This is a genomic window from Pseudomonas sp. EL_65y_Pfl2_R96, assembly GCF_963970905.1.
GTDB lineage: Bacteria > Pseudomonadota > Gammaproteobacteria > Pseudomonadales > Pseudomonadaceae > Aquipseudomonas.
Genome location: NZ_CAXAQH010000006.1, coordinates 64,705 through 83,415, shown reverse-complemented (window position 1 = coordinate 83,415; position 18,711 = coordinate 64,705). Strand labels below are relative to the sequence as shown.

The 18,711-nt window shown below is 60.8% G+C and carries 17 protein-coding genes; all 17 read right to left on the bottom strand.

Annotation, left to right across the window (positions count from 1 at the left end; translation table 11 throughout):
• Positions 1 to 6: 6 nt before the first annotated feature.
• Positions 7 to 309 (bottom strand): urease subunit gamma, encoded by a 303-nt coding sequence (gene ureA / locus AACY49_RS09070; protein WP_007937143.1) that lies wholly within the window; start codon positions 307 to 309, stop codon positions 7 to 9.
• Between the two features lie 158 nt (positions 310 to 467).
• Positions 468 to 1,307, bottom strand: coding sequence for an urease accessory protein UreD (locus AACY49_RS09065; RefSeq protein ID WP_339523106.1), 840 nt, complete (start codon positions 1,305 to 1,307; stop codon positions 468 to 470).
• Between the two features lie 30 nt (positions 1,308 to 1,337).
• On the bottom strand, positions 1,338 to 2,036 hold the full coding sequence (gene urtE, locus AACY49_RS09060; RefSeq protein ID WP_007907370.1) for an urea ABC transporter ATP-binding subunit UrtE: 699 nt from the start codon (positions 2,034 to 2,036) through the stop codon (positions 1,338 to 1,340).
• A 139-nt stretch (positions 2,037 to 2,175) separates the two neighbouring features.
• On the bottom strand, positions 2,176 to 3,045 hold the full coding sequence (gene urtD / locus AACY49_RS09055; RefSeq protein WP_258697769.1) for an urea ABC transporter ATP-binding protein UrtD: 870 nt from the start codon (positions 3,043 to 3,045) through the stop codon (positions 2,176 to 2,178).
• Positions 3,042 to 4,121 carry an urea ABC transporter permease subunit UrtC gene (gene urtC, locus AACY49_RS09050; protein ID WP_258697768.1) on the bottom strand — a complete coding sequence of 360 codons (1,080 nt, stop codon included), beginning with the start codon at positions 4,119 to 4,121 and terminating at the stop codon, positions 3,042 to 3,044. Before urtC ends, urtD begins: the two co-directional genes overlap by 4 nt.
• On the bottom strand, positions 4,121 to 5,623 hold the full coding sequence (urtB, locus tag AACY49_RS09045) for an urea ABC transporter permease subunit UrtB (protein WP_339523105.1): 1,503 nt from the start codon (positions 5,621 to 5,623) through the stop codon (positions 4,121 to 4,123). The genes urtC and urtB overlap by 1 nt, the downstream gene beginning before the upstream one ends.
• Positions 5,624 to 5,763: 140 nt before the next feature.
• On the bottom strand, positions 5,764 to 7,029 hold the full coding sequence (gene urtA, locus AACY49_RS09040) for an urea ABC transporter substrate-binding protein (RefSeq protein WP_339523104.1): 1,266 nt from the start codon (positions 7,027 to 7,029) through the stop codon (positions 5,764 to 5,766).
• Between the two features lie 385 nt (positions 7,030 to 7,414).
• A complete protein-coding gene (locus AACY49_RS09035) occupies positions 7,415 to 7,786 on the bottom strand; it encodes a DUF6124 family protein (RefSeq protein ID WP_258697765.1) in 372 nt (123 codons plus the stop codon).
• Positions 7,787 to 8,314: 528 nt separating this feature from the next.
• A complete protein-coding gene (locus AACY49_RS09030; protein WP_339523103.1) occupies positions 8,315 to 9,325 on the bottom strand; it encodes a FecCD family ABC transporter permease in 1,011 nt (336 codons plus the stop codon).
• Entirely contained in the window at positions 9,322 to 10,269 is a 948-nt protein-coding gene (locus tag AACY49_RS09025; protein ID WP_339523102.1) for an ABC transporter substrate-binding protein, read from the bottom strand. Before AACY49_RS09025 ends, AACY49_RS09030 begins: the two co-directional genes overlap by 4 nt.
• On the bottom strand, positions 10,266 to 11,054 hold the full coding sequence (locus AACY49_RS09020; RefSeq protein WP_258697762.1) for an ABC transporter ATP-binding protein: 789 nt from the start codon (positions 11,052 to 11,054) through the stop codon (positions 10,266 to 10,268). Before AACY49_RS09020 ends, AACY49_RS09025 begins: the two co-directional genes overlap by 4 nt.
• A gap of 184 nt (positions 11,055 to 11,238) precedes the next feature.
• Positions 11,239 to 13,359, bottom strand: coding sequence for a TonB-dependent receptor (locus AACY49_RS09015; protein WP_339523101.1), 2,121 nt, complete (start codon positions 13,357 to 13,359; stop codon positions 11,239 to 11,241).
• A 150-nt stretch (positions 13,360 to 13,509) separates the two neighbouring features.
• Complete coding sequence (locus AACY49_RS09010; protein ID WP_339523099.1) at positions 13,510 to 14,889, bottom strand: PepSY-associated TM helix domain-containing protein; 1,380 nt, start codon at positions 14,887 to 14,889, stop codon at positions 13,510 to 13,512.
• Between the two features lie 124 nt (positions 14,890 to 15,013).
• Complete coding sequence (locus AACY49_RS09005) at positions 15,014 to 17,131, bottom strand: TonB-dependent copper receptor (protein WP_339523097.1); 2,118 nt, start codon at positions 17,129 to 17,131, stop codon at positions 15,014 to 15,016.
• Positions 17,132 to 17,215: 84 nt separating this feature from the next.
• Positions 17,216 to 17,653 carry a DUF2946 domain-containing protein gene (locus AACY49_RS09000; protein ID WP_258697758.1) on the bottom strand — a complete coding sequence of 146 codons (438 nt, stop codon included), beginning with the start codon at positions 17,651 to 17,653 and terminating at the stop codon, positions 17,216 to 17,218.
• Positions 17,654 to 17,674: 21 nt separating this feature from the next.
• Positions 17,675 to 18,154, bottom strand: coding sequence for a copper chaperone PCu(A)C (locus tag AACY49_RS08995; protein ID WP_339523095.1), 480 nt, complete (start codon positions 18,152 to 18,154; stop codon positions 17,675 to 17,677).
• Positions 18,155 to 18,202: 48 nt separating this feature from the next.
• A complete protein-coding gene (locus tag AACY49_RS08990) occupies positions 18,203 to 18,601 on the bottom strand; it encodes a DUF2946 domain-containing protein (protein ID WP_223483948.1) in 399 nt (132 codons plus the stop codon).
• Positions 18,602 to 18,711 lie beyond the last annotated feature (110 nt).

Sequence of the window (18,711 nt, the reverse complement as noted above, 5' to 3'; positions counted from 1 at the left end):
GCGGCCTCAGGCGATCGGTTGGTGAACGGTGACCAGTTTGGTGCCGTCGGGAAACGTCGCTTCGACCTGGATCTCCGGGATCATTTCCGGGATGCCTTCCATCACTTGTTCGCGGCTGAGCAGGGTGGTGCCGTAATGCATCAGCTCGGCCACGGTCTGGCCGTCCCGCGCGCCTTCGAGCAACGCCGCGGAAATATAGGCCATGGCCTCCGGGTAATTGAGCTTCACGCCGCGAGCCAAACGTCGTTCGGCCACGAGGCCGGCGGTGAAGATCAGCAGCTTGTCTTTTTCGCGTGGGGTCAGGTCCATCGTTTGGAATCCATCCGGGCAGATAAAAAGGTATTCGGATCTGTAAATACAAAACCTGTGGGAGCGGGCTTGCCCGCGATGGGGTCATCACATCCAATAGAGATGTTGGCTGTAAGACTGCTATCGCGAGCAGGCTCGCTCCCACATAAAAGCATCATTCAGGTGGCCCATATTCTGGGCGGGACGGCTTCTCGGCCAAGCAATGCTGGCCTGAGCAACCGCCACAAATCGATCAGCCAGCCTCGCGCCAACAGCGCTTCACTGGCCAGGCATCGGGCGACCAAAAGCCCCGGCAGCTGCGTCAGATCCCCGCGCACGTCATTGCTCAGCGAGCGGCACTTCTCCAGCAATTCGCTATCAATTTCACCCGTCACCAGCAACGTCGCAAACACCGGTTGGCCATCCAGCCCTATCGGCGAGTCCAGCAAACCATCGTTCCCGACAATGCGCTGGCGTTCGTGCCAGAGCAACTGGCCGTCGCGGCGGATATTCAGGTGCGCCTGAAAATGCCCGAGGTCGAAGCGTTCGCCACTGGCCGGGCGACCCAATGCCACCACGTCCCAGTAGAACAGCCGTGCATCGCCTTGCAGATCAATGCTCGTGCTGAGTTCCGCCTGAGCGTCGCTGAAGATAATCGTCTCTTGCGGCAGCCACTCCAACGTAGCACCGGCGGCAACACGCAAGTCGAGTTTCTGATAAGCCGGCCCGACCGCGCGATACCACTTGGCGGCGCCGGGGCTGGTGATTTGCGCCCAGGCGTGCGTACCGACGCTGGCTGAGATGTCGAGCCGATCACCACCGGCAATCCCGCCCGGCGGGTGGACGATGATGTGCTGACACACCTCGGGGCCTTCGGCATACAGATGCTTCTGCACCCGCAGCGGGCCTTTGTGACGGCGCTGGACCGGGCGTGTGCTGTCACCGAAACGGGCGTAACCCAGTTCCAGCTCGGCATGCCAGCTGGGGGTGAACAGGATGGTGTGGGCAGGTAAGGTCATATTTTCTAATTATCGTTAGGACGCTACAGATTAGATCGTAACCAGACCGCGTACACCCTCGGCCTCCATATTTTCGCCACGACCCTGCTGCACGATCTCTCCCCGAGACATCACCAGATACTGGTCGGCCAGTTCGGCGGCGAAATCGTAGAACTGCTCCACCAGCAGAATCGCCATGTCGCCCCGCGCTGCGAGCTGCTTGATCACCGCGCCGATTTCCTTGATCACTGACGGCTGGATACCTTCGGTGGGTTCGTCGAGAATCAGCAACCGTGGACGGCTGGCCAGTGCTCTACCGATCGCCAGTTGCTGTTGCTGCCCCCCGGACAAGTCACCGCCACGCCGTTGCTTCATTTGCAGCAGCACCGGGAACAGCTCGTAGATGAACGCCGGGACTTCCTTGGCTTCAGAGCCGGGAAACCGTGACAGGCCCATCAGCAGGTTTTCTTCCACGGTCAGTCGGCCAAAGATCTCCCGGCCCTGAGGCACGTAAGCGATGCCGGCATGCACCCGTTGGTGCGGCTTGAATGTGGTGATCGGTTTGCCTTCCCAGTTCACCGCGCCTTCTTTGGCCGGCAGCAAACCCATCAGGCATTTGAGCAGGGTGGTCTTGCCCACGCCATTGCGCCCGAGCAGGCAGGTGACTTCGCCGACCTTCACCTCAAACGTCAGGCCCCGCAGGATGTGGCTACCGCCGTAGTACTGGTGCAGCTTGTCGACTTGCAGCATGTTCTAATTCCTTCTGTTCCACACAGAACCCTGTGGGAGCTGGCTTGCCTGCGATGGCGGTGTGTCACTCAACAAAGATGTTGGATGTGCAGGCCTCATCGCGGGCAAGCCCGCTCCCACAGGTTTTGTATTTGCAGGTCTAGCGACCGAGGTACACCTCGATCACCCGCTCATTGTCCTGCACCTGTTCCAGCGACCCTTCGGCCAGCACGCTGCCCTGGTGCAACACGGTGACGTGGTCGGCGATCGAGCCGACGAAGCCCATGTCGTGTTCGACCACCATCAGCGAATGCTTGCCGGCCAGGCTTTTGAACAGCTCGGCGGTGAATTCGGTTTCGGCGTCGGTCATGCCTGCCACCGGCTCGTCGAGCAACAGCAGTTGCGGGTCTTGCATCAGTAACATGCCGATTTCCAGAAACTGCTTCTGACCGTGGGACAACAAACCCGCCGGGCGATTGACCGAAGCGGTCAGGCGAATGGTCTCCAGCACCTCGCTGATGCGATCTGTTTGTTCGCCGCTCAGACGTGCCCGCAGGCTGGCCCATACCGACTTGTCGGTCTTCTGTGCCAGCTCCAGGTTTTCGAACACACTCAGCGCTTCGAACACTGTCGGTTTCTGAAACTTGCGACCGATGCCGGCCTGGGCAATCTGCACTTCACTCATCTGCGTCAGATCGAGGGTTTCACCGAACCAGGCTTTGCCATGGCTAGGGCGAGTCTTGCCGGTAATCACGTCCATCAGCGTGGTCTTGCCCGCGCCGTTGGGGCCGATGATGCAGCGCAATTCACCTACACCGATGTACAGGTTCAAATCGTTCAGCGCCTTGAAACCATCGAAGCTGACGCTGATGTCTTCCAGGGTCAGGATGGTGCCGTGGCGCGTATTCAGGCCGGGGCCCACGCGTTGCCCGAGGCCGATGGCGTCGCGGCTGCTGCCGGCGTCCTTGTTGGGCTCCACGGGGAAAAAGGCCGGTTCGAGCATGAATTCCGCCGTCGCAGTGACTCTCATTGTTCACCTCTTTTTTTCAGCAGGCCGATCACGCCTTTAGGCAGGTACAACGTCACGACGATGAACAGCGCGCCGAGGAAGAACAGCCAGTATTCCGGGAATGCCACGGTGAACCAGCTCTTCATGCCATTGACCACTCCGGCGCCAAGCAACGGCCCGATCAGCGTGCCGCGACCACCCAAGGCGACCCACACGGCGGCCTCGATCGAGTTGGTCGGCGACATTTCGCTCGGGTTGATGATGCCGACTTGCGGCACATACAGCGCGCCAGCCAAACCGCATAGCACCGCGCTCAACACCCACACGAACAGTTTGAAACCACGCGGGTCGTAGCCGCAAAACATCAGGCGGTTTTCGGCATCGCGCAACGCGGTCAGTACTCGGCCAAACTTGCTTTGCGCCAGCCGCCAGCCGATGAACAGGCTCGCCACCAGCAACAGCACCGTGGCGAAAAACAACACCGCACGCGTCCCCGGTTCCGTAATGCCGAACCCGAGGATGGTGCGGAAGTTGGTGAAACCGTTGTTGCCGCCAAACCCGGTTTCGTTGCGGAAAAACAGCAGCATCCCGGCGAAGGTCAGGGCCTGAGTCATGATCGAGAAATACACGCCCTTGATCCGCGAACGGAAGGCGAAGAAACCGAACACCAGCGCCAGCAAACCCGGCGCCAGCACCACCAGGCACATGGCCCAGAGGAAGCTGCTGGTGCCGGTCCAGTACCACGGCAACTCGGTCCACGACAGGAACGTCATGAACGCCGGCAAGCCGTCACCCGAAGCCTGGCGCATCAGGTACATGCCCATGGCGTAACCGCCGAGGGCGAAGAACAGACCGTGACCCAGCGACAAAAGGCCGGCGTAACCCCAGACCAGATCCAGCGCCAGGGCGACGATGGCATAGCAAAGAATCTTGCCCACCAGCGTCAGCGTGTAAGCCGAGACATGAAAGATGCTGTCTGCTGGCAACAACGACAGCAATGGCAACGCCAGCAGCAGAGCGAGGATTACTCCACCGACGGCGATCGTGACCTTGGGGCCGGCTTTTTGTGTGGCCGTGAGTATCAGAGGCTGATTCATCAGTCGATCACCCGTCCTTTCAGTGCGAAGAGGCCTTGCGGACGTTTCTGGATGAACAGAATGATCAGCGCGAGGATCAGGATTTTGCCCAGCACCGCACCGATCTGCGGTTCGAGAATTTTGTTGGCGATGCCGAGCCCGAAGGCGGCGAGCACGCTGCCGGCCAGTTGACCGACACCGCCGAGTACCACCACCAGGAACGAGTCAATGATGTAGCTCTGGCCGAGGTCCGGGCCGACGTTGCCGATCTGGCTGAGCGCCACGCCGCCGAGGCCAGCAATGCCCGAGCCGAGGCCGAAGGCGAGCATGTCGACGCGCCCGGTCGGCACGCCGCAGCAGGCGGCCATGTTGCGGTTCTGGGTGACGGCGCGCACGTTCAGGCCCAGGCGCGTCTTGTTCAGCAGCAGCCAGGTCAGCACCACCACAAACAAGGCGAACGCGATGATCACGATGCGGTTGTACGGCAGCACCAGGTTCGGCAGCACCTGAATCCCGCCCGACAACCACGCCGGGTTGGCCACCTCGACGTTCTGCGCGCCGAACACCAGCCGCACCAATTGAATCAGCATCAGGCTGATGCCCCACGTGGCGAGCAGGGTTTCCAACGGGCGACCGTAGAGATGACGAATCACCGTGCGTTCCAGTGCCATCCCGATTGCAGCGGTGACGAAAAACGCTACCGGCAGGGCAATCAGCGGATAGAACTCAATGGCTTGCGGGGCGAAGCGCTGGAACATCAATTGCACCACGTAAGTCGAGTAGGCGCCTAGCATCAGCATCTCGCCGTGGGCCATGTTGATCACGCCGAGCAGGCCGAAGGTGATTGCTAGCCCCAATGCCGCCAGCAGCAGAATCGAACCGAGGGACATACCGCTGAAGGCTTGCCCGAGGATCTCACCGATCAGCAGTTTGCGTTTGACCTGAGCCAGGCTGGTTTCAGCGGCGGTGCGCACGCTGGCATCGGCTTCAACGCCCGGCTCCAGCAAACCTTCGAGGCGGGTGCGGGCCAGTGGGTCGCCGGTTTCACCGAGCAGACGCACAGCGGCGAGGCGCACGACCGGGTCGGTATCGACCAGTTGCAGATTGGCCAGCGCCAGGCTCAGGGCGGCGTGAACGGTTTCGTCTTTTTCGCCAGCCAGTTGCTGGTCGAGGAATTTCAGCTGCGCGGGTTTGGCGCTTTTCTGCAATTGCTGTGCGGCGGCCAAGCGGATTTGTGCGTCGGCGGCGAGTAATTGGTGGCTGGCCAAAGCGGTGTCGATCAGACCTCGCAAGCGGTTATTCAGGCGCAGGATTTTAGGCTGGCCATCGACAGTCAATTCGCCTTGTTGCAGGGCGTTGATCAGTTCGATACGGACCGGATCGGGTTGCGCGGCCCAGGCTTCCAGAAGTTTTGCTTGTTGCAAGGGATTGGCCGCGACGAAGTCTTCGGCGTCGCCGGCGTGGGTGGCCATCGGTAACAAAAGTGCGATGACGAGGATCAAGCGGTAAAGGGCGGTGGGCATAGCGAGTGTCCTGTATTGATCGTTCCCACGCTCCGCGTGGGAATGCAGCCCGGGACGCTCCGCGTCCCAAAGCGGACGCAGAGCGTCCGTTGAGGCATTCCCACGCAGAGCGTGGGAACGATCAGGCTAAGCGGGGTGAATCAGTTGCTCTTCACCGCATAATCCGGCTTCTTGTCGTTACCCTGAATGAACGGGCTCCACGGTTGGGCGCGGATCGGCCCTTCGGTCTGCCACACCACGTTGAACTGACCGTCGGCCTGAATCTCGCCAATCATCACCGGCTTGTGCAGGTGGTGGTTGGTCTTGTCCATGGTCAGGGTGTAGCCGGACGGCGCAGCGAAGGTCTGGCCGGCCAGGGCTTCGCGGACTTTGTCGACGTCGGTGGACTTGGCTTTCTCCGCCGCTTGCGCCCACATGTGGATGCCGACGTAGGTGGCTTCCATCGGGTCGTTGGTCACCGCTTTGTCGGCGCCCGGCAGGTTGTGTTTCTTGGCGTAGGCTTTCCAGTCGGCGACGAATTTCTTGTTCTGCGGGTTCTCGACCGACTCGAAGTAGTTCCACGCCGCGAGGTTGCCCACCAGCGGCTTGGTGTCGATGCCGCGCAATTCTTCTTCGCCCACGGAGAACGCCACGACCGGAACGTCGGTGGCTTTCAGGCCCTGGTTGGCCAGTTCCTTATAGAACGGCACGTTGGAGTCGCCGTTGACCGTGGAGATGACCGCTGTCTTGCCACCGGCGGAGAATTTTTTGATGTTGGCCACGATGGTCTGGTAATCGCTGTGGCCGAACGGGGTGTAGACCTCTTCGATGTCCTTGTCCGCCACACCTTTGGAGTGCAGGAACGAGCGCAGAATCTTGTTGGTGGTGCGCGGGTAGACGTAGTCGGTGCCGAGCAGGAAGTAGCGCTTGGCGCTGCCGCCTTCTTCACTCATCAGGTATTCCACCGCCGGAATCGCTTGCTGGTTGGGTGCCGCGCCGGTGTAGAACACGTTCGGCGACATCTCTTCGCCTTCGTATTGCACCGGGTAGAACAGCAGGCCGTTGAGCTCTTCGAACACCGGCAGCACCGATTTACGCGACACCGACGTCCAGCAACCGAACACCACCGCCACCTTGTCCTGAGTCAGCAACTGCCGGCCCTTTTCGGCGAACAGCGGCCAGTTTGATGCCGGGTCAACCACCACCGGTTCGAGCATCTTGCCGTTCACGCCGCCCTTGGCGTTGATTTCGTCGATGGTCATCAACGCCATGTCTTTGAGCGAGGTTTCGGAGATCGCCATGGTGCCGGACAACGAATGCAGAATACCGACCTTGATGGTCTCGGCGGCCTGGACCGTCCAGGCCATGCCCATCGCGGCAATGCTTGCCGATAGTGTGAAAGCCTTGATCAAACTGCGACGCTTCATTGTGCGATCTCCATGAACGTTAAGGTTTTTTATGGTTGGCAGATGCGGACGACTGAAGGGTCTTTAGCAAGGGCTGTGCCCGGTCGGGGAAGGGCAAGGAAATGTCGTATTAGAGCGGTTGCGCGGTGTGGGCGGCGCACCATGAAGGATCGCGATTGGCGCGTTGGTGCGAAGAGGTGCGCCACATTGGGGCGCAGATATTGCCTGGCTCCTGTAGGAGCGAAGCTTGCTCGCGAAGATGGTGAGTCAGTCACAAGAGTATTGAATGTGTCGCCGCCATCGCGAGCAGGCTCGCTCCCACAGTAGATGTGTGTCGTACGCGGAATCTGTGGACGACGATAATCCCTGTGGGAGCGAGCCTGCTCGCGATGAACGATAACGCGGTCTACGCCGGATCGACGTTATCCAGCGCCCGGTTCACCGCCAGCTCCGCCAGCATGATGCTCTGTTGAATCGCCAACACCGTATAGCGCTGCGGTCCGATCAGGTTGTTGGCGGAATCGCTGGCCAGGACACTCGCTGTGGCCAACGATTCACAGGCGTGGGCCAGGAGGCTTTCGGTATCCATATTCGGGGCGACGATGAACATGGTGCTGGGGCGGCGGGGTTTTTCGGTGTAGGGCGCCGGGGGATCGAGGTAGTAGTCGAGGGCGCGTTTTATGGCTTCGCGGTCTTTGAGTAATTCTTCGGTGCGCGAGGCTTCGGCGTTGGGGGTGGTGGTATTGAAGGGTGGGTCTGGTACGAGTTTCTTATTCATTGAAATGTCCTCTAATCAGTTGAAGCCATCACTCGTCGTTTCTCACGCGACGGAGTGGTGGCAGCTATGTGCGGAGTGAGAAACCGGTAGAGGATCAAACCCGGCCGGACCGAAGTCCGCCCGCACACAGCCGCCATAGAGCATTGCAGGCAGCGGATAAGCTGTCGGCGATTATGGTGGTACTGGCGATGGATTAAAACCTCTTCCGGGCTCTCACACCCGATCGCTGAGTTTTCAGCGACAGCCCAAGACTAGAGGGCTCGCGTCCGACGAACAACCTGAAAAAGGCGTGGGAAAGTTCCGTGTTTTGACACATCCGTTAAACATTCAACAGCGGAACGCGGAGCGTCCCTGGCGGCATTCCCACGCGGGAGCGTGGGAACGATCAAATCCGGGTATGCGGAGCCATACATCCCTGTGGGAGCGGGCTTGCCCGCGATAGCGGTGGGTCAGCCACAGAAATGTTGAATGTGCCGCCGCCATCGCAGGCAAGCCAGCTCCCACAGGTCCAGTGGTGTCCTTGTGGAGTCAGCGACGACGCATTAGGCCGATGAAGAACAACCCGCCAATCGCCGCAGTGGCGACGCCGATGGGCAAGTCTTCCGGGGCGATCAGGGTACGTGCGGCCACATCCACCCAGACGAGGAACAGGCTGCCCAACAAGACGCACACCGGCAGCAATCGCCGATGTTCTGCCCCAACCAATCGCCGCGCAATGTGCGGCACCATCAGCCCGACAAACCCGATAGACCCACTGATCGACACCAACACCCCGGTCATCAACGAGGCAATCAAAAACACCCGCAGCCGCACGGTGCGAGCATTGAGGCCGAGGGTCACCGCCGTCTGTTCACCCGCCATCAACGCATTCAACGGCCGAGCCATCCCCAGCAACAACACCAACCCAAGCAACACACTGGCGGCCGGCACCGCGAGCAACTCCCAACGCGCCAACCCGAGCCCGCCAAGCATCCAGAACATCACCGCAGAACTGGCGCGGTGATCACCGAGAAACAACAGCAAATTGGCGATCGCCATCATCACGAACGACACCGCCACGCCGCACAACAGCAGCCGATCACTGTCCAGCCGCCCATTGTGATTGGCGATCATCAGCACGATCAACATGCTCAGCAGCGCGCCAATAAACGCGGCAATCGGCAAGGTCAGCAGGCCTACGATTTCACCGACATGCAGCACCACGATCACCGCGCCGAGGGTCGCGCCGGAGGTCACGCCAAGCAGGTGCGGATCAGCCAATGGATTGCGCGTTACCGCTTGCAGCACCGCGCCAATCAACGCCAGACCGGCGCCTACCAGCGCACCGAGCAACATGCGTGGCACGCGGATCAGCCAGACGATGTGTTCCTGGCCGGCAGTCCAGTCCGCAACACCGACACCAACAATCTTGTGCAGCAATATCCGCCAGACCACCTCCACCGGCACCCGCGCCGGGCCGAAGCCCAGCGATACCACACACGACACCAGCAACAGCGCGCCGAGGGCGATCAGCAACAAGGCATAGCGACGATCGATCATTCGCCGTGGAAACCCTTGGCCAGGGTTTCGACCGCCAGCACGTTGTCGATCCCGGGCGTGGCCTGCACGTACGGAATGACGATGAAACGCTGGTTCTTGATCGCGTCCACCGATTGCAGGGCCTGGTTGTTCAGCAGGAATTGTTCCTTCTGCTCGGCGGTGACTTCGCCGTAGTCGACGATCACGATCACCTGCGGATTGCGCTCGACCACGTTCTCCCAATTCACCCGCGTCCAGCTCGCATCAACGTCGTCGAGAATGTTGCGCCCACCGGCGGCATCGATCAGCGCCTGTGGCATGCCGAGGCGCCCGGAAGTCATGGCCCGGTCCTCACCGCTGTCGTACAGAAATACCCGAGGTTTGTCCGTCGGCAGATCCTTGCGGATGTCGGCGACTTGCGCCTGCATTTGGGTGATCACGGTGTTGGCGCGGTCCTGCACGTCGAAGATTTTCCCGAGGTTGCGCAGGTCGTTGTAAGTGTCTTCCAGACTGGCCGGCGGGCGCTTCATGACGAAGGCGCAGGACTCGGTGAGTTCGTAGACGTTGATGCCCAGCGGTTGCAGGGTTTGCGGCGTGAGATCGCCGCCGACGCGCATGCCGTAATCCCAACCGGCAAAGAAGAAATCGACGTTGGCGTTGAGCAGGGTTTCCACCGACGGGTACTTGGCCGCGAGCTCCGGCAAGCCATCGAGGATGGTCTGCATCTCGGGCGTCACCGACTTCCAGCCCGTCACGCCGCTATACCCCGCCATCCTGGGTTTGAGACCGAGGGCGAGCATCATCTGGGTCATGTTGATGTCATGGCTGACCGCGTGTTTCGGTGCTGCCTTGAAGGTGACTTCGCGGTTGCAGCTCTGGACGGTCAGCGGGTAATGGGTGGCCTCGGCCAATGCTTGGGCGCTGCCCAGCAACAGAGCGACGCAAAACAGGGAACGCAAAGTCATGGTTGGGTTATCCAGGTGATTCGTGGGTAGCCGTGCAAGGGATGGTCATCGATCAGGGCGTCGACGCCGAACACGTTGTGCAAAAGTTGTGCGGTCAGGACTTCTTTGGGGGGGCCGCTGGCCACAATGTGACCGTGATTGATTACGTACAGCCGATCGCAGAAAGCCGCTGCCAGATTGAGGTCGTGAATACTCGCCAGCGTGCCGATTTGCAGGCGTTTGACCAGTTGTAACAGCTCCAGCTGATAGCGCGGGTCGAGGTGATTGGTCGGCTCGTCGAGGATCAGCAATTGCGGTTGCTGGGCCAGGGCGCGGGCGAGGATCACACGCTGTTTTTCACCGCCGGAAAGGGTGGCGAAGGCGTGGTCTTCGAAGCCCTTGAGGCCGACCGATTCGAGGGCGTTGGTCGCGAGTTTTCGGTCTTCAAGGGTGTCGCCATCAAACAGGCCTTTGTGCGGCGTGCGGCCCATGGCGACCACTTCTTCGACGGTCAAACCGAAGGCATCGGGGAACTCCTGCAACACCACCGCGATGCGTTGCGCGCACCAACGAGAGGATTGCTTCCAGACGTTGTGATGGTCGAGTTTGACCTCACCGCTTTCCGGTTTGCTGAAACGATAGGCGCAACGCAACAGGCTGGTTTTGCCGCTGCCGTTGGGGCCGATCAACCCGACGAACTCACCGGCAGCCACGTGCAGCGATGCGTCACGCAGCTGGAACTGGTGATGACAGTGACCGTGACCCAGGGGTGTCCAGGCGAGGTTCGTGAGGTTCAGCGAGGTCATTTCATTCCTGATGATCGTTCAAGTCAGCACACACCTGTGGCGAGGGAGCTTGCTCCCGCTCGGCTGCGCAGCAGTCGCAAAACCAGACAATGCGCAGTGTCAGAGAAAACCGGCGCGCCTGGTTTTGGGGTCGCTTCGCAACCCAGCGGGAGCAAGCTCCCTCGCCACAAGAGCATTCCATCTTTTAAAAGGTGTAATCAGCGGTGACAAAAAACGATCGCGGCTCGCCGAGGATCCACTGCTGGCCCTCATTGTATTGGCTTTGCGCGTACTGACGGTCAAACAGATTGTTCACCTGCACCCCCAGCGTCGTATTACGCAGCGCTTTCCATGACAGCGTGGCGTCCACCACGGTGTAGCTCGGCAGTTCGTTCTGGTTGGTCATGTCTGCAAAACGCGCATCGACATAGCGCACACCGGCCCCGGCCTTCAGGTCATCGTTGATCGCTTTGCTCAGCCACAGATTCGCCGTGCGCCGTGGCACGTCCGCCGGGCGATTGCCGTTGCGCGACACTGGCACACCACTGACCACCTCTTCGAAGTCATCGTATTTGGCTTTGACGATGGCTGCGTTGGCCTGCAACTGCCAGGCGTGCGGCAGTTGCAGATCGAGGCTGGCTTCCAGCCCGTTGGACGATTGCTGACCGACCTGCTGCTTGAGCGTCGGATTGCCTGGATCATCGGTCAGCAGTTTCTTTTTGACGATGCGATAGGCCGCCAGGGTCCATTCGCCGCGTTGGTCCCAGAACATCTGCTTCACACCGATTTCGGTCTGCCTGGCGCTAGCCAGGTCATATTGCTGTTGGCTCGGGCTCAGGGAAATCAAACCGCCGACACCATCTGTGCTGGTGGCGTACTGGCCGTAGAACGAGGTGTCTGGGGTCACGGCAAACACCAGGCCAGCCTTCCAGTTGTTGCCGGTCAGGGTCTTGTCGCTTTGGCTACCATCGATCAGGTTCTCGCGGTCCACGTGCACGTAGTCGCGACGCACACCGGTCACCAGGGACCAGCGTTCGCTCAGCTGGGTGCGGTTCTCGGCGAAGGCCGACATTTGTCTGGTGGTGGACTGGAACTGATCGCGGTACGGATCGGCACTCTCAAAGTTGCCGCGCTGCGGGTGATACAGATCGACCGGTTGGCCATCGGGCAAGACGTCAGTGAACGGCGAGTTGCTTTCGAGCTGGAAGCGGATGCGGTTGTAATCGACGCCGGTCACGGTCTGGCTGTCGAGACCGAACAGCGAGTGTTTGAAGGTGAAGGTCTGACGGTCGCCGACCTGTTCCTGCTTGTGGCCGATGCCGAAATAGCCGCTACGGCTGAGTTGTTGGTTATCGCGGTCGAAGTTGTAGTTCTCGGCGTTCTGCCAGCGACGTTGGGCCTTGAGGTAATAGAGTTCATTGCTCGAACTGATGTTCTCGGAAATCTGCCAGTCGCTGGTCAGGCGCGTCCATTGATCGTTGTAGTGTTGCTTGTCATTGCTGACGTTGTAGTTCTTGTCTCGCAGGCTCTCTTTGAAGTGCCCGTTGATCAGCGGCGTGCCGAAATAATTCATCGGCTTCTGATCGCCGTAATCATGGGCCAGGGTGATGGCCAGATCATCCGTTGCCTGCCAACGCAGGGCGGCACTGATGAAGTCGCTGGATGAATCTCCACGGTCGACCCAACCGTTGCTGCGCAGGCGATTGAGGTTCAAGCGGTAGCTCAACGTATCGCTCAACGAACCGCCACTGTCGAAGGCCTGTTGCTGGCTGTCGTAGGAACCGTAACCGAGGCGAACGTGGTTTTCGATCTCGCCTTCAAAGGGCTTTTTCGGGATCACGTTGACCACTGCGCCGGTCGCGCCTTCGCCGTACAGCACCGACGCCGGGCCGCGCAGCACATCGACCCGCTCCACCGACCAGGTGTCGACCGGGAAGGTCACGGTGCCCATGCCGGAGTACATTCGGTTGCCGTCGAACAACTGCATCACCGAACCCTGCCCGGTAAAACCCCGCGCCGACAACGACGTGCCGCCATCGCCGGGCGTACCGGTGCGGCTGATCCCGGTGCTGCGCGACACCGCGTCCTGCACGTTGCGATCACCACGCGAGCGGACTTGTTCGCCGGTCAGGCTTTCGACACTGGCCGGGGTTTCCAGCGACGTCAGATCAAGGCGTGAACCGGCGGTGGTCGGGGTGTTCAGGCTGACGGTGTCGTCGTCAAAGGCCGGTGCGGTGATGGTGCCGGTCGGCAGAGTCAGCGGCTGCGCTTGGGCGCTGTTATTCATCGCGAGCAGGCAGAGGCCGGACAAGAGGTACTTGTTCATCGAGGCGGTGAGTCACTTCTTCAAAAGAAAACCCGCAGCATCCGGCTGCGGGCAAGGCGGTACATTCTCGTTATACAGTAACACTGAAAATGACCGGGAGATAAGCGCCGGAAGTCTACAGATCCTTCTATCCCGCGCATCTCGCCTGTTTCATGATGAAGGTGAGGTGGATTCAGTTTGCCGGCCCAAGCGCGACAGCAGCGTCCAATCCAATGCCCACACGACGACCAGCGAAGCCCCCACCAACGGAAACATCACCGCCAGCCCGAACATGATGACCATCGCGGTTTTCCACTTCGGCAGATCATGACGCAGCGGCGGCACGCCGAATTTGCCCTGCGGGCGACGCTTCCACCAGATCACCACACCGCTGACGGCGCTGAGCAAAATCATCAGGCAGATCAGCAGCACGATGATCTGATTGAACGGGCCGAACATCTTGCCTTCGTGCAGCATCACGCCGACTTCCGTGGCCCGGGCGACGTTGCTGTAATGCTGCCAGCGCACGTCGGCGAGGACGTCGCCGGTGTACTGGTCGATATGCAGGGTGGCGTCGTTGCGCGGGTCGTCGGCGAACACCGCGAGGGTGAACACACCGGTGGCCGTGGTGGGGAAGGTGATGCTGTAGCCGGGCTCGACCTTGCGCTGCACGGCGATGTTCTGCACGTCTTGCAGGCTGATGGTCGGCGCTGCCGGACCGGCCTGTGTGCCGGTGTGAGCCATGTGTTCAGCGTGGTCGCCGGACATCGGCATCGGCGTGTTCTCCATGGCCCAGGGCACGGTCTGGCGCGTGGCGCTGTTGAGGCTGCGGGCCTCGACGTCGGACTTGGGCACGTCATTCCACATGGCGACCGGAAAGCGGTTCCAGAGGTTGGCGTATTGCTTGCCCCAGAACCCGGTCCAGGTCATGCCACTGAGCAGCATCACCAGCAAGAACGCCGCGCCCCAGAAACCGGTCACTGCGTGCAGGTCACGCCAGAGCACGCGGCCACGACTGTTCAAACGTGGCCAGAGAACCCCGGCGGACTGGCCGCGCGGCCACCACAAAAATAGCCCGGAGACCACCAGCACGACGCCCCAACCGGCGGCCAGTTCCACCAGCCGATCACCGACGGTGCCGATCATCAATTCGCTGTGAATCGAGCGCGCAATCGCTTGCAGATTCTTCTTCGCGTCTTGCTCGCCAAGGATGTCGCCGTGGTACGGATCGATGAACACGTTCAGTTCATGACCTTCATTGATCACCACAAATTGTGCACTGCGCTCGGCGTTGACCGGTGGCAGGTACTGCTTGATCCGGCCTTGTGGATACGCCTCTTTCACGCGTTTTAGCAGGTCGTCGGCGGTGACTGTGTGATGAGCGGCCGGGACGTTCAGCAGGCTGCCGTACATCAACGGATCGAGTTGCGGTTTGAACAGGTAGATGATGCCGGTCAGGGCCAGCATGACCATGAAGGGTGCGACGAACAGGCCGGCATAGAAATGCCAGCGCCAGGCCAGGTTGTAGAAATTCGGTTTGGGGTGTTTCATTCGTGTGCTCCGCCAGGCGTAGGTTTTTGTTGTTTAGTGCGGTTGCTGCGCAACCGATCGCGGGCGAGCCCGCTCCCACAGGTTCAACGTCGCCCGTGTGGGAGCGGGCTTGCCCGCGAAGCTTTTAGAAGCTCATATCCACCTTGGTCCAGAGCGTGCGCCCCGGTTCGTTGATGGCTTGCGGATCATTGGCCGGGAAGCCGAAACCGGCGTTGCCCGCCAGGTTCAAGTGTTCGGCGTAAGCCTTGCCAAACAAATTGTCGACGCCACTGCTGACCTTCCAGTTCTTGTTGATCCGGTACGCGCCGTTGAGCGAAAACACGCCAAAGCCCGAGCTTGTGTCGAAGTCTTTGCCGACCACGTTGCCCTTGTTCTGGTCGATGCGGTTCTGCGCCGCGACCACCCGCCACAGGGCGCCGGCGCTCCAGTTGTCTTCGCTGTAGGTCAGGCCGAAACGTGCATCCAGCGGCGGCATTTGCGGCAGCGCGCTGCCGTCGCTGCTGTTCTTGCCCCAGGCGTAGGCCAGGGTCGCGTCGGCTTTCCAGTGGGCTGTCAGCTTGTAGGCCACACCGAGTTCGCCGCCCATGATTCGCGCGTCGATGTTCTCGGCTTGCGAGGTGGTGCCCGTCATCCCGGGCGTGTAGTTGAACAGGATGTAGTCACGCACCTGGCCGACGTAACCCGAGGCCCAGGCTTCGAGGTCTTCGGTCTTGTATTGCAGGCCGAAGTCGAACTGGGTGGTTTTTTCCGGTTTGATCGAGTCGAACGCATTCACTGAACCGGCAGGGCCTGAGTTGGGCGAAAACAGCTCCCAGTAATCCGGGAAGCGCTGGGCATGACCGAGGCCCGCGTACAGCGTGGTCGGACTGTCGGCCAGGTCATGTTCGTAACGGACGAAACCGCTCGGCAGCGTATCGGCGCGGGTGTCGTCGGCCGTTGGGTTCGAGCGGGTCATCATCCCGGAGCCGATGGTCTGCCGGTAATCCTTGGCCGAGGCGCGATCCAGTCGTGCACCGGTGATCAGCCGATCACGGTCGGCGGCGTACCAGGTCAGTTCGCTGAACACGCCGTAATTGTGGAAGTCGGCGTCCTTGTTGCGTGGCACATCCTTGTAAGTGTCGACGCCCATGGCGCTGCGTTGGCGATGTTCGTTGGTTTGCGCATCCAGGCCACTGATTAACTGCACGTCGGCCCAGCGCCAAGTGGCTTTGATCCGCGCGCCGAGGGTCCGGCGGTCGACGTTGGAGGCCATGGGGCCGGCCATCATCCCGGTGCCGGACGGTGTGCGCAGGGTGTAGTTGTCCATCACGTGGTCAGCGTAGTTGTAGTAGACCTGTGCCTCGACCTTATCCAGTACCTCACCGATGTTCGATTGTTCGAAGCGCAGGCCCAGGCTTTCGCGCAAGAACTGCGAACCGTCCATGCCGCGCCCGGCGTAACGGGCTTCGCCATCGCCTTTGCCGGCAGTCAGCTCCAGCAGCGTGTCGGCGCTCGGGGTCCAGCCGACAGCAACGTCGCCGTTCCACTTGTCATAGCGCGAAGGCACGGTGTCGTTGTCGCCGTCCTTGTAGTCGTCGGAATGCGCGGTGTTGCCGATCACCCGCACGTAACCCAGCGGCCCGCCGGCAGCGGCGTCCACCACTTTGTCGAAGCGGCCGTTGGAACCGGCCAGCACGCTGGCGTTCACCCGGGTGCCGAGTTCGCCGAAGCTTTCCGGCTCGCGGTCGAACAGGATGGTGCCAGCCGATGCGCCGGGCCCCCAGAGCACGGTTTGCGGGCCTTTGATGACGGTCAGTTTGTCGTAGGTTTCCGGTGAAATGTATGAGGTTGGCGCGTCCATGCGGCCGGGGCAGGCGCCGAGCATCATGCTGCCGTTGGTGAGGATATTCAGGCGCGAGCCGAACATGCCGCGCAGCACCGGATCGCCGTTGGTGCCGCCGTTGCGTACCAGCGCGAAACCGGGGATGGTCTTCAGATAATCGCCACCGTCGCTGGCCGGCACCGGTTGGCGCGGGTCCTTGGGGTTGGTGACGATGGTCAGCGGCGAACTTGGCGCGATGGCAGTGATCACCGTCGGGCTCAGTTCTTCGGTGTGGCCTGTGTGTTCATCGGCCAGCACCATCGGTGTCAGCAGCAAGCCGCAAAGGACGGCGGTGGCCTGCCTGAAACGAACGCAGGATTGGTTCAGGGCAAGAGAAGCCTGGGCAGTGCCCAAACGTGTGTCAGCAGAAAACCTGGACATGACAATTTCCATCGAACAGTCGTAAACGACACGGCCGGCAGCCTGCGGCTGTCTTCTAAACCGTGTGAGAGCGGAGGTGGGTGTTTACGCGACGATGGGCGGCGCGCGGGTGCGGGCGCCGGGGAAGAAGGTTTGCCGGGCGTGGCCCAGGCGGGTGAAGGGTGTGGTGAAGGTGGTTGTCTGTGGATTGTTGAAGGCGACGAAGGACTGGCCGCCAGTGAGCGCCGGGCAATTGAACAGCAGGCTGCAATAGCCGCATTTTTCCCAGAGCGCATGATGGTCGGCTTTGGGTGGGCAGTGCTCGGCGGCGGGTTGCGCGCCATGCTCCATGGCCGACATGTCCATGGGCATGTCCATCGACATGCTCAAGGACATCGAGGCACGCGAATCCATCGGCATCGACTGAGAAATCAGCGGACCGATAAAGATCATCAGCATGGCGAACAGGCTGATCCAGCTGCCACGCGTCAGGCTCATTGACTGACGACGTTGCACGGATGACCTGGCGCCAAGCGGGCGCATGGGCGATTTCAACGCGGGCGATTACTGGGCGTGCATATGCTCTTGCATGCCGTCTGGTGCCTTTTTCTGCACCGTGACCTCGACCGTCACATCGCCAGACTTCTCGAAGTGCATCGTCAGCGGAAAGCGCTTGCCGTCGCTCAACAGGCTGCGGTCTTTCAGCTCCAGCAGCATCACGTGATACGCCATCGGCGCGAAGGTGGCTTCGCCGCCAGCCGGAACCTCGACGCTGGGCACTTGCTGCATTTTCATCAGATCGTTTTGCATCACATGTTCGTGCAACTCGGCCTTGCCGGATATCGGCGATCCGACGCTGAGCAGCCGGTCAGCGGTTTTGCCGCTGTTGTGAATCACGAAATACGCCGCGACGGTGGGCGCATTGGGCGGCAACTCTTGCGACCACGGATCGGCGATCTCAAGCTCGCCAGCCTTGTATTCTTGGGCATTGGCAAAACAGGCAGGCAGCAGCAACACAGCCAGAACGATGAGTTTGTTCAACATGGCAGTTCTCCAGAACGATTCAAAACGCAGGTCAATTGCGAGAAGGAATCACACCAGAGGGGACGCGCGGGGGTTGAGACTGGGCCATTGCTGGCGCGGTGTCGGTGTGTCGAGCGTGGCAGGCGGCAGGCTTCGATTGGCCTCGAATCGCGCGAAATACAATTGCGGAGCATGCCCCGGTAGCGCCACTAACGGTGCGGAACCCGAGCAACACCAGCAATGTTGCATGTTGGAATGGTCGTCGCTCTGCGGAGCTTTCTGCTCGATAGCGCCGAGGGAAATCGCCACCAGCTTCGTGCCGCTGGAAGAACAGAAACTGCCCCACAACAACTGCTCGGCAGGCGATTTCGCCGTCTGCGCCATCGCTCCGGACATCGGCATGGCGAGCATGTTGAACAGCACTGCAAAGCAGGCGATCCAGGCAAATGCAAGCCGTTGTCGGGACATGAGGGCAGATCCGGTTGAGTGGGCAATCAGGCGCGGCTATTTAGCCTGATCAGGGGCGATAAGTAAAAAGGCCGCGTGCGGTGTGGTGTCGCAGCAGATTTTCAAACGAG